Source organism: Paenibacillus urinalis, from assembly GCF_028747985.1.
GTDB classification, from domain to species: domain Bacteria; phylum Bacillota; class Bacilli; order Paenibacillales; family Paenibacillaceae; genus Paenibacillus; species Paenibacillus urinalis.
This window is the reverse complement of sequence record NZ_CP118108.1, coordinates 5,342,283-5,355,887: the sequence shown is the minus strand read 5'-3', so window position 1 is coordinate 5,355,887 and position 13,605 is coordinate 5,342,283. Positions and strand designations below refer to the sequence as shown.

At 45.7% G+C, this 13,605-nt stretch carries 15 protein-coding genes and 1 pseudogene; 9 read left to right on the top strand and 7 right to left on the bottom strand.

Annotated features, from left to right (window positions below; translation table 11 throughout):
* Window positions 1-1,059 precede the first annotated feature (1,059 nt).
* The 3 genes from PUW25_RS24850 to PUW25_RS24840 form a co-directional block, all read right to left on the bottom strand.
* Complete coding sequence (locus PUW25_RS24850) at window positions 1,060-1,926, bottom strand: SDR family oxidoreductase (protein ID WP_274337809.1); 867 nt, start codon at window positions 1,924-1,926, stop codon at window positions 1,060-1,062.
* 96 nt (window positions 1,927-2,022) lie between these two features.
* Complete coding sequence (locus tag PUW25_RS24845; RefSeq protein ID WP_274338253.1) at window positions 2,023-2,871, bottom strand: helix-turn-helix transcriptional regulator; 849 nt, start codon at window positions 2,869-2,871, stop codon at window positions 2,023-2,025.
* A 152-nt stretch (window positions 2,872-3,023) separates the two neighbouring features.
* Window positions 3,024-3,743, bottom strand: a complete 720-nt coding sequence (locus PUW25_RS24840) for a MerR family transcriptional regulator (RefSeq protein ID WP_274337808.1) — start codon at window positions 3,741-3,743, stop codon at window positions 3,024-3,026.
* Between the two features lie 180 nt (window positions 3,744-3,923).
* Here PUW25_RS24840 and PUW25_RS24835 point away from each other — a divergent pair, with 180 nt between their 5' ends.
* Window positions 3,924-4,532: a VOC family protein gene (locus PUW25_RS24835; protein ID WP_274337807.1), complete on the top strand. Its 609-nt coding sequence runs from the start codon at window positions 3,924-3,926 to the stop codon at window positions 4,530-4,532.
* A 184-nt stretch (window positions 4,533-4,716) separates the two neighbouring features.
* On the opposite strand, the gene PUW25_RS24830 is transcribed toward PUW25_RS24835, so the two are convergent.
* Window positions 4,717-5,463 (bottom strand): alpha/beta fold hydrolase, encoded by a 747-nt coding sequence (locus PUW25_RS24830; RefSeq protein ID WP_274337805.1) that lies wholly within the window; start codon window positions 5,461-5,463, stop codon window positions 4,717-4,719.
* A 127-nt stretch (window positions 5,464-5,590) separates the two neighbouring features.
* Here PUW25_RS24830 and PUW25_RS24825 point away from each other — a divergent pair, with 127 nt between their 5' ends.
* Genes PUW25_RS24825 through PUW25_RS27560 form a run of 3 tightly spaced genes read left to right on the top strand, consistent with a single transcriptional unit; the run spans window position 5,591 to window position 6,976 of the window.
* Window positions 5,591-6,538: a helix-turn-helix transcriptional regulator gene (locus PUW25_RS24825; RefSeq protein WP_274337803.1), complete on the top strand. Its 948-nt coding sequence runs from the start codon at window positions 5,591-5,593 to the stop codon at window positions 6,536-6,538.
* A 24-nt stretch (window positions 6,539-6,562) separates the two neighbouring features.
* Window positions 6,563-6,835: a type II toxin-antitoxin system Phd/YefM family antitoxin gene (locus PUW25_RS24820; protein WP_090724999.1), complete on the top strand. Its 273-nt coding sequence runs from the start codon at window positions 6,563-6,565 to the stop codon at window positions 6,833-6,835.
* A gap of 27 nt (window positions 6,836-6,862) precedes the next feature.
* Complete coding sequence (locus PUW25_RS27560; RefSeq protein ID WP_420799961.1) at window positions 6,863-6,976, top strand: type II toxin-antitoxin system RelE/ParE family toxin; 114 nt, start codon at window positions 6,863-6,865, stop codon at window positions 6,974-6,976.
* A gap of 63 nt (window positions 6,977-7,039) precedes the next feature.
* Here the strand turns inward: PUW25_RS27560 and hepT are convergent, their stop codons facing one another.
* Together hepT and mntA are read right to left on the bottom strand one after the other, a co-directional pair.
* The gene (hepT, locus tag PUW25_RS24815; protein WP_274338252.1) at window positions 7,040-7,447 is read right to left on the bottom strand and encodes a type VII toxin-antitoxin system HepT family RNase toxin; all 408 of its coding nucleotides are present in this window, start codon (window positions 7,445-7,447) and stop codon (window positions 7,040-7,042) included.
* 105 nt (window positions 7,448-7,552) lie between these two features.
* Window positions 7,553-7,849 (bottom strand): annotated as a pseudogene (gene mntA / locus PUW25_RS24810) (type VII toxin-antitoxin system MntA family adenylyltransferase antitoxin); the annotation flags it as partial.
* An 81-nt stretch (window positions 7,850-7,930) separates the two neighbouring features.
* Between mntA and PUW25_RS24805 the strand changes: the two are divergent.
* From PUW25_RS24805 to PUW25_RS24785, 5 genes are all read left to right on the top strand, one after another.
* On the top strand, window positions 7,931-8,932 hold the full coding sequence (locus PUW25_RS24805; RefSeq protein ID WP_081872580.1) for a sigma-70 family RNA polymerase sigma factor: 1,002 nt from the start codon (window positions 7,931-7,933) through the stop codon (window positions 8,930-8,932).
* A 64-nt stretch (window positions 8,933-8,996) separates the two neighbouring features.
* Window positions 8,997-9,422, top strand: a complete 426-nt coding sequence (locus tag PUW25_RS24800; protein WP_047912632.1) for an SRPBCC family protein — start codon at window positions 8,997-8,999, stop codon at window positions 9,420-9,422.
* A gap of 43 nt (window positions 9,423-9,465) precedes the next feature.
* A complete protein-coding gene (locus PUW25_RS24795) occupies window positions 9,466-9,888 on the top strand; it encodes a VOC family protein (protein WP_047912633.1) in 423 nt (140 codons plus the stop codon).
* Between the two features lie 177 nt (window positions 9,889-10,065).
* Entirely contained in the window at window positions 10,066-11,154 is a 1,089-nt protein-coding gene (locus tag PUW25_RS24790; protein ID WP_047912634.1) for a 5-methyltetrahydropteroyltriglutamate--homocysteine S-methyltransferase, read from the top strand.
* A 24-nt stretch (window positions 11,155-11,178) separates the two neighbouring features.
* Window positions 11,179-12,669 carry an aldehyde dehydrogenase family protein gene (locus PUW25_RS24785; RefSeq protein ID WP_047912635.1) on the top strand — a complete coding sequence of 497 codons (1,491 nt, stop codon included), beginning with the start codon at window positions 11,179-11,181 and terminating at the stop codon, window positions 12,667-12,669.
* A 155-nt stretch (window positions 12,670-12,824) separates the two neighbouring features.
* Here the strand turns inward: PUW25_RS24785 and PUW25_RS24780 are convergent, their stop codons facing one another.
* On the bottom strand, window positions 12,825-13,556 hold the full coding sequence (locus PUW25_RS24780; protein ID WP_047912636.1) for a pentatricopeptide repeat-containing protein: 732 nt from the start codon (window positions 13,554-13,556) through the stop codon (window positions 12,825-12,827).
* Between the last annotated feature and the right edge of the window lie 49 nt (window positions 13,557-13,605).

Genomic DNA, 13,605 nt, shown 5'->3' with positions numbered 1-13,605 from the left:
CAAAAAGGCCTCGCAAGAGGGAGAAGAGGAAGCCGAATCTTGGGTATATAGATGAAGGCCATGGAAGCTGTTATGAACTTGGAGTGACAGCGAAGAGGGGATCGGCATGGAATGAAAGAGGATGCAGTGAACTGGAGAGACCCTCCCCTGCACGGGATTTTTTTTGAAACCGTAAAGAGACGCTCTATAAGCACGAAATGCGAAGTGAATTGTCTGCAGGAAGGGAGTCCGAGGGGCTCATACTACCGAGGAACGCAGGACAACACAACCTCCGGGAGGGAAGGAGCCTTGCTTTGTTCGAACTAATCAAGGAGGTACGAGTTCGTGAATGCCCAAAGGGCTAACGACACGCAAGGAAAACGCTCAATAACTCCAAGAGAAGCTATGTCATGTAGCCAATGCAGTAACTGCAGCACGCACATGAAGGAAGAACATCGGAAAGCCGTATGAGGGAAAACCTCACGTACGGTTTGATGAGGAGGGGTAGAAAATCTCTGCCCTTTACTCTAGGAATATAAGTTGTCCAGGGTTACTTGAAATAGCTACAAAGAGGATTTGGTTGGATCATTTAACTTCTTGGATTACTGCGTTTGACTTTAGCGGCAGGGGTTCAACTAGTGACAGAGCCGAATCCTTCCAAAAGATTTACAACAGTCTGCTCCGATTCCTGGAGAAGCTGCGACTGCTAATTCGCATGAGTATTTACTTAGTATCAGACAGTTGGTTAAAGAGTCACGCCTTGCCAAATCAGTAAATACTGAAAAATCCGATTGCAGGCTATAACATCAAATGGGGGAAAGGTCATGTAGCCCTCGGTTAAGGGAGTTGAAATGGTACATTGTATCGTTTCAACCCTCTTTTTTGTTTACGGATATACTACGATGGAGCCCACCCAAAGGGGGGGATTATTTAGAGTGCAGCGTCACAAGGAATTTCGCCTTTAAGATGATACGGTGAACCGTATCATAAGTAACGGAAAGTTTTTAATTATGCTCCCCTGTAAGTACCGGCTACTTGCAGAGGAGCATATCAGTTGCTGTGGATGTCGAATTCTTAAAATTATTTCACCACATCATCTGAATCAGTGGAATAAGCCAGCTCTTTCTGTGCTTCCAGAGCAGCCAGTCTGTCTAGAAGGGCTGCCCGGATTTGCTCATAGGCGTCACTGCCCAGCGCCATACGTATCGGACCCTCTCCCTGATCCACACGGCGGATAATATGCTGCGCCATTTTATCTGGATCGCCGACAACCATTTGATTAAACATGCTCATATCTATACCTGGTAGTTCCCCCTTCATCAGGCTAACGAATTGACCTGCCTCCGTATCCCGGTACTCGTCCATCCGCTCGCCGAATACGGCGTTGCTTGTAATGAAATTCGTTCGAATTCCGCCGGGCTCCACTATTGTAGTCTTAATATTGAACGGAGCCACTTCCTTAGCGAGTGCTTCAAAGACTCCTTCGACCGCCCATTTCGAAGAGCAATACAGCCCCATACCCGGAATCGAATAATGACCCGCCATACTCGAAATCTGTACCATGTGACCGCCGCCCTGCTTACGGAAGAAGGGCAGGACTGCACGCGCTGCACGTAGGGATCCAAGCACATTGGTCATAAACTGGTGCTCAATTTGCCTGTCGCTTGCTTCTTCCACTGCGCCATACAAGCCATAGGCTGCATTATTGACAAACACGTCGATCGTACCCAGTTCTAAAAATGCGCGTTCCACCACCTCAGCAATCTCTTGAAAGTTTGTCAGATCTAAATTAGCCTGCCAAAGTTGTGAGCCATACTGTGCCTGCAGATCATCCAGCACCCCAGGCTTACGTACCGTTGCGGCTACACGGTCCCCTCGATCAAGCAACCGGCGAGTTATACGTGAAGCCAATCCTCCTGATGCTCCTGTAATGAACCAAGTTTGCATGCTAAACACCCTCCATTCGTTGTCATCCACTGAATCATACAAACAACTAGAGGGTGCTAGCCACAGCACGTCTATTCTATTAATGGGAGTAACAGTCTACGATAGCTGCCTGTCCTGCTCAAGTAAACGTAATAATCTCTCCTCCGTACCTGATCCGGGCACCGGAACAAAGAAACACCAGTGCAGTCCCGGGTCATTATCGATTACACCCGCGGAATGGAGCTTGAACTCCATCTCCTGTGCGCCAGGAACACGGAATAAAGCGGTGGCTACGCGTTTTTGCTTAATTTCATATAGCTCCCAGAAATGTACGAACTCGGCGCTTTCCCGCCTCAAGCGTTCAAACCGTTCCATATATAACGGGTTGTTCTTGTAAAGATCAAAGCCTGCTCGCAGAACGGCTACAGCGTATCGGGCAAAGCCTTCCCAATTTACCAGTCTGCTGCGATAATCCGGCTGTAAAAACATAATGTTCATCATATTCCGTTCGTTGTCCGGCAGATTGCCGAAATCGGCTACAATCAGTTCTGCCGCCCGATTCCAGGCGATAATATCCGTCCCTTCGTCTGTGATAAAAGAAGGATAATGCAGTTGATCTACAATTTTCTGCAAAACTGTCGTATCCGGCCCCCCGTTATTTGGCACTATGATGAAACTCGCCAAATCTACATTGGCTAGATCGAACAGATGCTTCTGCTCGTCTTCGTCAAGCTGAAGCGCTTTGCTGATACCTAGCAGCACTTCCGGCGAAGGATTAACCTCCTTGCCTTGTTCCAGCCAGGTATAGTAAGTCACGCTCATATGGGCAAGATAAGAGACTTCTTCTCTTCGAAGCCCCGGAGTGCGTCTTCGTCCGGGCAGCGGCTGAATCCCGGCCTCTGAAGGCTGTAGCCGTTCTCTGCGCGATTTAAGGAAGTCACCCAATGCGGATGAGGAACGATTCATTTTCAAGTGTGTCACCTCTATTTATTCATATGGAAGATACATATCGCTAGCCAAATGACCCCAAGCACTCTATACATGATTATTATAATCTCTGTATGTCCTTTTCGCCGTTATGACCGTTAAGCTGAACCTTCTCACAAGTAGAGCAAAATTTAGTTTGAATTTACCGGTGCTGAGGCACGGTTAGTAAGAATGTCAAAAAGCTTCTGCAAATAAGAAATTCCTCGTACTTGCTCTACGAGTGTATGGTCAATGTATTGTAAAGACTTAAGAGCAATTTCTTTAGCCTGAGCAACGTTATGGTTATCAAGATCCGACAATACTTCACGAACAACATCCAAGGAATAAACCACTCTCTGAACGGTACGAATGATCAGAATCTTTCGGACATCGGACGGGCTATAAATGCGAAACCCGCTCTCTTTGTGCCGTTCAGATTTAATTAATCCTTCTTTCTCCCAATGTCGAATTGCGGATGCAGATATGTTGGCCTCTCTCGCCACTTCTCCAATCGTAAAAAACGGTTTGCTGCGGTTGAGTGGAAGATCAGTAAGCTCTCTTAAATCAAGCATCTCGACTGTTCTTTGAACCGTTAGCTTCTCGGCATGCAGGTCCACTTGTGCTTTATTTATTAACCATAGAGCATCAAGCCTCTCCCCCTTGACGATGCGTGGCATGACTTCCTTGACCAGATCCATACCAAATCCTGATTTTAAGGCGCGAATGCATTGGAAATACGATTCATGCTCCTGTGTATATATTCGGTAACCATTCGATGCTCTTTCGACTGTAGGAATTAACCCCCATGCTTCGTAATGCTTCAATGCGCTCGTGCTGATATTCAACTTTTTAGCTATATCACGGCCATTCATCAAACTTTCAACCCCTTGTAATTCAACCTTAAAGCACATGACTACTTTATTTAATTATAGCCTATATTATAAAGGCTGATTTATTCAAACCTAATCATTTGCATTAATATTGTACGATAGGAGTGAAAGTCAAAAAAACCAAAGATCGCCGAACTTCGGCGTAAAACTGGAGGAGATCATTTGAGCAAAATCATTCCTATATTGCCTTGCGTGAGCATTGATGAACAGTGTGAGTTTTATGAGAGCATCGGCTTTACAATAACCACTAAGGATAAATCCCCATATGCGTATGCCGCTGTACGCTACGAGGACGTAAACTTACTTTTTTGGGGCAGTAAAAAAAACGACCCCAGCGCCAACGCGAGCATGGTGTTCATTGAGGTTGAAGACGTCGACAGCTTGAATGCGGAGTTCTGCGGCAATATGAAAAGCGCATGGAGAAAAGTTCTGCGAACAGGATTTCCCCGCATTTCGAAGGTGAGAGAATTAAAAGAGGACAGGCGGTTTACTCTTTGTGACCCTTCAGGTAATACATTTTATTTCGGCACACCCAACAATGGAGATACGATTACAATGCGTACGCTTGATGACGAACAGCTTGCCGAGTCGTTCGCGGTTATTTACGATTTGCTGCATTCGAAGGAAAGTCCCGAAATAGCAGCTAAGGCATTGTCGGTATTTAACCGCAACAAGGTCGAGTTGAATGTTTCGGATAAGGAAAAATTAGCGGTTCTAACATCGGAGATCGAAGAAGCATTAAAGGAAAGGGGTGATAATGGATTAGCCTAAAGAATTAAACCAAGCCAATGTATTAAGGCAAAAGGGGCCCTCACAAAGGTGCCCTTTAAATTTCTTATGATACGTTGAACCGTACCATAAGTGACGGCGAATTTTCCTATAAAAAATAAAAGTGGCTCTTCGCTCAATTGAGTGGCTAACACCAAATGATGTAGATTCATAGCATGGCTTCAAATTATTCGCGTTTCGGTATCCGCGAGCTCAGTTCATTCGATACAAACTCTACGAGAATCGACCTCAAACCTTCTGGATTGCTAATCATCGGTAAATGTCCGGTATCCAAGCTCCGTACGGCTTGCGGGGCAAAGTTTGAGATCATCTTATCTTGTAACGAAGAACTAAGCTCCTTATCCTTTGTGAGCTTCACAAATAACTTTGGTACACTTGGAACGGGCACGTTGACTCGGTCGGAATAGACGCGTCTGGATTCCGGAATGAATCCTCTTACGACTTTCGCAGCTTGATCGGCTGGGAGGTCGTTGCACAATCCCGATTGGATGATAGACTCCGGAGGTTTCGTACCTATGGTACGCAGCATGATGGACATTATGACTCGTTGGGGAAAAGGTAAAGCGGATAAAAATGAACCGCCCCGCGTTGGAATTACTGCGCCTACAGCGACAATCCCCGCTAGTCGATCGGTCAATAAGGAGGCCAGTTTAAGAGCAAGTGCGCCCCCAAGTGAATGGGCAACGATTACGATTATGTGAGGCCCCCACCCATCTACTTGTTTTTTCATTTCCGTCACGTAATCCTCCAAAGTAAGACCGTTTCTCGATTCCACGGAACCTTTCCTCTGAGGATACTCAGCTAGTAAAAAGGGATGTTCGAACTCCTCCACAACTTTACTCCAAACAAGACCCTCTAAGCCCGCCCCGTTGATGAAAACGAACCCTACTTTTTCTTGCGAATGTTTTATCATCAAAATTAGACCTCCGTTGGTTTTGAGTTTAAATTTTTCTTAAAGTTATCGTATCACCAAAATAAGACAGTTTATGTCTTATTTATGCAATACAATAAAATAAACGATAGGAAACGAGGTGGGCCCTTTGCAGAAGTCGCAGCGTCTCATTCAGTTGATCATGAGGATCAACGCCAAACCTTCTTTTACCGTTAAGGAACTAGCCGATGAATTCGGTCTGTCCACTCGAACGATTACGAGGGATTTGCTGGAGCTCAGCGAACTCGGGGTGCCGGTATATTCTGTTCAGGGAAGAGGAGGAGGCTACAGGCTGCTTCAAGAAAGACTCCTGCCGCCGATAAGCTTTACGGAGAGCGAAGCGATTGCGATGTTTTTTGCGTGCCAGTCGATGGAGTATTTTGGTTCCTTGCCTTTCGGGGAAGGGGTGGACTCCGCCCTTCATAAGTTCTATCACTACTTGCCTGCCGATGTAAGGGAACAAATCGACCGGCTAAAGAATAGAGTTATGTTCTGGAGTCCTTATCGATCGATGTCAGCTGGAGTTCTACAAACTCTCCTGAAAGCTCTTATGGTCGGTAGTGTAGTCAGTATCAAGTACAAATCCAGCAGCGGTGTATCGGAGAGAGATATTCAGCCGATCGGTCTATATGCCAGCTCTGGTTATTGGTATTGTCCGGCATATTGTTTCACTAAGGAGGATATCAGACAGTTTAGAGCTGATCGGATTCTTTCCGCTGCGCTCAACAATCAAATGGTTTGCCTTGCAGACATCAGCCAGAAGACCTTATTGGATAAGCCTAATCAGGATGATCGGGAACAGTCTACACTCGAGCTTGAAATGACAAATAAGGGGGTGTGGTTGATGGAATCTAATCCTCGGTTTCAACCCTTCATCCAGCTGAATACAGATGGGAGCGGAAGCTTGACGATGAAAATAGCGGCAGAGGAGATGAAGTTCTACGTGGACTTGATTTGGCAATTCGGGGATGAAGTCGAAATAGTGGCCCCCGCTGAAGCCAGAGCATTTATCCAGCAAAAAATCAGATCTATGCAATCGATTTATCTGTCAGAATAATGATATTAGAAAGGGTTGTTAAAAATGAACATCAAACCCTCGACAACAATTAGACAAGATTACGACGGTTTCTCAAAGTATTGCCATGAAATTGATGAACCTGTGGTATTAACACGAAACGGTGAAGCTGATTTAGTTGTCATGAGCCATGAGACATTCAGACGAATGGAGGCTCGCATCAAATTACAGTCTAAGCTGTTAGTAGCGGAAAAACAGATTGCAGAGGGTTCAGAATTACTTGATCATGATCAGGTAATGGAAAGAATGCGGAGGAAGATCGATGCCGCAAAAGAGTAAGATTAAATATACCCCAGCGGCAGTATTGTGGTGAGTCCGTATGTGGTGTTCTATCGGATCATAAATGATACAGTAGTCATCCACCGTATTTTGCATGGACGTAGAGATTATCTTCGAGAGTTGTTTAGCTCGTCTCAATAATATGAAATAGCCGCTCATGGGTTGAGTGGCTATTGGTGTCTAACTATAGAATGGAGAATACGATTATTCCCCCAACTGTATAATCACCTTCGTAAAAACTTTAAAATCATCAACATGCTTCTTTATAATCGCCTCTAAGATCTCAAGCTCTAATGTCTGGTAGTCATGCACAGCAATATTTCGGAATCCGACCATATTCATCATGGTCTGTGCTAAGCTATCTTCAATTAATCCGGCGTCTAGCAGCAGTTTAAATGCGTCACGACTCGCTTTTGGCACGCCCAGCTTACGATTGCTGACAATATGCATGGCTAGGGCAATGCTCGCTTTACAAGCACGTTGAATATTCAGAATGATGCTATCCTGCTTCGTAAAGTCCGTTAGGTTTGCAGGGTTGCCTTCGTACACTTCATGAATACGTTTAATACAACGTTCGATTGTCGCCGCCTTATTCAAAACAACATCATTCATTGCCGAATCCGTTTCTCGTTCTTTAATCGCATCAATAATGGTAGCGCGCTGTTCGCTTAACGTAGCATACATGCTATAGGCACGCATTTTTTGGCGTATAAATTCATTCTCGTTATGTATATAGATTGGAATGCCCTGCTCAAAAATTTGCATGTTGAACACGGTATCAATTTGTTTGATGTCGACTAAATCGACCTCTCGGCTGGCAATAGCCGCTAGCTCAGAAGCAAGTACAAAACGTTCATAAGGTGATAGCTGCTTGTCACTGAAATAAGCCAGATCGATATCACTTTCATCATGAGTTGTGCCTCTAGCGAAAGAACCAAATAGAATGACGAAGGCGGGACTTGTCTCTAGAATGATTTTATCCACTAACTTCTTTTGTAACTCTTCGATTAGCATGCGGATCACCTTCCTTTCTCGTATTATATAGTTTTTTTACAATAATGGAAGGGTGATTGCTAGACGCTCCTGTGTTAAACTATGACCAAATATATCCAAAATACCACCTGTCAAAAGGAGTCTGCTATGAGCGAGATGACATTGGATCTGCAAGTATTAGAAAATTTAAAGCCGGCGTTAACGTCGTTCTGCTACAGAATGCTGGGATCCATCGATGATGCGGACGATGCTGTTCAAGAGGTATACATCCGTGTATGGCAGAGCAGGGACTCATTCCGGCAGGAATCATCGTATAAAACCTGGATTTATCGCATCGCCTCGAACTTATGTCTGGACAAGCTGAGACAAGCTAAACGCCGTGCGCTGCCCGTTGATCTCTCCGAACCGGCGGCCTCCATCATTGAACCCCACGAAACGTTGCCCGACTCCTCATGGGTATGGATTGCTCCTGATATGGGGGGGAATCCCGAAGAAGCTTTCATTCGCAAAGATACTCTACAGCTCTGCTTCATTGCACTACTTCAAACCTTACCGCCTCGCCAGCGTGCCGTACTTATTCTGAAGGATGTATTTGACTGGTCATCTAAAGAGATTGCTGAAGCGTTGAGTTTATCGCCAGCGGCCGTCAACAGCGCTTTGCAAAGAGCCAGGGAGACGATGAACAGGACCCAGCTCCGTTCCGAAGAGCTTAGCCGGATGGAGATTCAGCCGGATCGCGAGCTGCTGTCACGGTATGTGGACGCCTTTGAACAATTCGATGTCGATGCGCTAGTCGCGCTATTCCATGAGGAGGGCTGCATGTCGATGCCGCCTTTCCCGATGTGGGTGCGCGGCAAGGACGATTTGTTCAAGTTCTTCTCGCTGACACGAGGTCATTGCGAAGGCTCACGCTTCCTGCCGATTACAGTAAACGGCGGCTATCCTGCTTATGCACAGTATATGCCAAGTCCTGATGCGTCCGTCCTGATCCCTTGGGGAATTCACGTCATTGAAGCCCAAGATGGGAAGATAAGGCATGTCCAAAATTTCATTAATACCAAATTATTTTCACGATTTGGGCTTCCTGAGCAGATAGACCGATGAATTTTGAGGCCCCATAACGTCTATATCATTGAATAACAAAAAAACGATAAGAGGTGTCTTCAAAATGGGAACAAGTAATGGAACGAAAATAACGGTTCAGGCCGTCATTCAAGCACCAATGGAAAAGGTATGGAGCTGCTGGACGGAGCCGGCACACATTATGAAGTGGAATCAAGCTTCTGAGGATTGGCATGTGCCGAATGCGGAGAATGATTTGCGGACGGGCGGCAAGTTTCTGACCAGAATGGAAGCGAAGGATGGCAGCATGGGGTTTGATTTTGCCGGTGTATATGATGAAGTGAAAACGCATGAGTTGATTTCATATACGTTAGGAGATGGGAGAAAAGTCGAGATCACCTTTATGGAGCAAGGCAGCGAAACGAAGGTCGTGGAAACGTTTGACCCCGAAAGCACGAATCCGGCCGAGTTCCAGCAAGCCGGCTGGCAAGCGATCATGGACAATTTCAAGGCGTACACGGAGCGATCCTAGGCGGTTCGTTCGAATATCGTCCAAATCCAAGGAGGTAGTATGTATGACTTCAAAACTAACCCCGTATATTACGCTGGAGGGGAACACGAAGGATGCCATCCAGTTCTATGAACAAGCCATCGGTGCCAAGGTTCTCTCGCTCATTACGTACGGTGAAATGCCGGATATGCCAAGTACATTTACCGATGATTTCAAGAGCCTTGTGGCACACGCAAAGCTGCAGGTTGGTGAATCGGAACTTATGTTTTCCGATGCTCCATGGGGTTCGCCTATTGCCGATGGAAAGCGGGTAACCATTTGCATTACATCGAATGAGGTGGAACAATCGAAACGAATCTATGACGCACTGCAGCAAGGCGGTCAAGTCAATATTCCGTTTAAGGAAGAGCCTTTTAGTCCTGGTTTTGGTGATGTGACAGATAAATTCGGCATAACCTTTCAAATTTTCACGGAATTTCAAAACTAAATGATGGCCAAGGAGTCGCCCAACATTGGTGCGGCTCTTTTTCTGCACATTTGCGTCCAGATGGGAAGGACTCGGCTATTACTAAAAGCTATAGCTAGCCATACGTTTTACATATAACATGCAATCTATTCAATCGTGATATATTCAATAGATTATAGCGTTGAAGGAGAGACATCTATGATTCCATTTCGTAATGATCATGTAGGCAGCTTTTTACGTCCTGCCAACTTAACTCAGGCACGTGAGCAATATAAATCAGGCAATATCACATATGAACAATTAACGGCAGTGGAAGATAATGAGATCATCCGTATTATTGAGAAGCAGAAGCAGAATGGCATAGCAGCCGTAACGGACGGCGAGTTCCGCAGAAGCTGGTGGCATTTTGATTTTCTCGGCGGCTTGGATGGAGTAGAGTTATTCGAAGAAATAGCGGGACTGAAATTTCACAACATGGTAACTCGCAAAGGCGGTATTCGCATTGTCGGTAAAGTGGATTTCTCGACGCATCCGTTTATTCAGCATTTCGAGTTTTTGAAAAAGCACGCGGGTGACACAGTGGCAAAACAGACCATTCCTAGCCCGAATATGCTTCTGTATCGTGTGGAATACAATGACGAAATTTATAAGGACCGTGAATCGTTCCTTCAGGACACCATCACGGCCTATCAAAAAGCGATCCAAGCCTTCTATGATGCAGGATGCCGATACTTGCAATTAGATGATACAGCCTGGGCAGATCTGTTCTCTGAAGCAGGTCACGATAAGCTGCGTGCAAAAGGCTGGGATCCGGCAGAAGAGCTGAAAATTATGCAGCGGATGATTAACGAGTCTTTGGCTCATAAACCAGAGGATTTAGTGGTGACGATGCATATTTGCCGTGGTAATTATAAATCCAATTATTTCTCAACCGGCGGTTATGATTACGCTTCTGAAGTCATATTTGGAGGATTAAACGTGGACGGGCTGTTCCTGGAATTCGATGACGAGCGTTCAGGTGGATTCGAGCCATTAAAATATGTGAATCGTAAAGATTTAAAAGTCGTACTCGGCTTAATCACATCAAAATCAGGTGAATTAGAAGACAAGGAACGAATTAAAGCGCGGATTGCAGAGGCGGCGACCTATGTACCGCTTGAACAGCTATGTTTGAGCCCGCAATGCGGCTTCTCGTCTACAGAAGAAGGCAATATCTTAACAGAAGAACAACAATGGCGTAAACTTCGTTTCGTGAAAGAAATTGCCGACGAAGTTTGGAATTCATAGATCCATACAACGGAGGGATTGAACATGACAATTCAAGCGGACCAAGAGACGATTGTAGTTGAGAACTTCATTAAGGGTCAACGAGTAAAATCCATTTCCCAATCAGCAAAAGAGAATCCGGCAAACCCAACTGAAATAGTGGGCTATTTCCCGGTCACCACAAAAGAGCAAGCGGCTGAAGCGATTGAGGCGGCGGCAGAGGCTTTTACAGCATGGAAGCAGAGTGCAATTGACGAGCGCATTACTCGCATGCGCAAGGCGATTGAGAAAGTTAGAGCAGCGGAGAATGACATTGTCCAATTGCTGTCTAGAGAGCACGGCAAGCCGCTTTATGATGCCCATGGTGAAATGTATGTTGCATTGATGTGGATGGAATTTGCCTGTGATCAGGCCAAGTCGGTTCTACAGGAAGAAGTTAAAGACCATGAGACGGGTAAAACGATCATATCCCATGATCCCATTGGTGTGGTGGCGGCGATTAGCCCATGGAACTATCCCATTGCGCTGTCCACGATTAAGATCGCTCCCGCCTTACTTGCCGGCAACACAATTGTGCTGAAGCCAAGTCCATTTGCCCCACTGGCAGCAACCAAAGTGGCAGAGATCATTGCGGGTGAGTTTCCGGCTGGTGTGATCAACGTCGTTCATGGTGAATCCGATGTGGGTATTGAACTGACCTCGAACCCTCTTGTCGCCAAGATTGCCTTTACAGGCGGAACCGAAACAGCGAAGCATATTATGAAGGCTGCTTCGGAAACGATTAAGCATATGACGCTTGAGCTCGGCGGCAACGATGCGGCGATCTTCCTGGAAGGCTTTGATGTTAACGATGAGCGGGCCATGCGCCGAATTGTCGTTTCTAACTTTTTGACAACAGGCCAGATCTGCATGATTGCCAAACGTGTATATGTTCATCGTTCGATTTATGATGCCTTCGTGGACAAATATATAGAGGCCGCCAATCGCTGGATTCGAATCGGAGACCCATTTGATCCGAATACGACGGTCGGTCCGGTCAATAACCTGAAGCAGAAACAATATGTGGAGGGCCTGGTCGAAGATGCGAAGAAACGCGGAGCGAGAGTCATTCCTCTGGGACAAATTCTCGATCAGAAGCGGATTGATGAAGGCTACTACTTGCAGCCGACCCTTGTGCTCGATTGTGACTATCGTGATCCAATTGTGGTAGAGGAACAGTTCGGTCCTACGGTACCGATCCTGCCCTTTGACGATGAAGAGCAGGTTATTGCATTGCATAATGAGAGCATCTATGGACTCACGAGCTCTGTCTGGGGAAGAGAAGAAGATGCCATTCGGGTGGCACGCAGGCTCGAAGCAGGTACGACAATGATCAATACAGCTGCTGTGCAAGGGCTCGATGTAAGGTTCCCTTTTGGCGGCGTCAAACAATCCGGCGTTGGCCGCGAATATGGCGAGGAAGGCATCCTCACTTATACGGAAACACATGTCATCAACGTACCGAAGGCACTGGATCTCCCTTATATACCGGAATAGTCTTTATAACGTACATCCTCGATATAGTAAATGATTTTTTGAAGAGGCGCTCTAATGGGCGCCTTTTTCTTGGAATTAAAAGAAACCATATTGCAAATGCCCTGATTACCTCAGCAATTCTTGAAAGTCATTTAAGTAAGCGTACCGGTCCCAGGTCACTTATACTCTTGAATGCTAAAAACATCCCGAAAGTCGTTCATATGAAAATGATGCTGATAGACGAAGCGATCGACATCCAGAACGATATCCAAGTCGAGCTCCTTGCACATACGCTCCAGCGTATCATATAACAAGGCGATTTCTGCCTGTTCTAGCTTCTTCAGTTTGAAGTATCCAAGCGATACATGCGGCACATATGACCTGTATTCTGGAAAGATCTTCTCCATACGATTGTATAAATCGGTTAATATCTCGTAATCGTCCTTGGATGCGGGTACATATTTAATACTAATGACATCTTTGCCGCTGGTACTTACTCCAAGAGAACGCATCCGAATACGCTGCCCTCCGTATAGTGCGGCTATGCTCCGGAATTCTGCCGCAATGACTTCTTCAAGCTGAGCTAATTTCTCCTGAATCACCTGCTTGCCACCCGGTGTGTTATTGACATTGCTGAAGGAATGGATCGTTAAATGGAAGGTTTCAGGCTCGAGTTTCACGAGTTGATGCTCCAACACGCCAAGCAGCCGTTCCTGCGCGACCCGGCACTTTTGACGATCCGATTCAGATAATGTGATAACAGAGGTAGCACCGTAAAAATCGTTCATTTGTCCTTCTTGCGTAATTTTGGCTGATAAACTCTCCGAAACGACCCATTCCTCCGGTCTATTATTCATATCTTGATTCCATCGTCGTTGCAGATCGGAAGCGTATGTCTCATAGTTCATGAATGTTCACCTCATCTGAATTAATTCTTTGTAGATTATCATCGTTTGA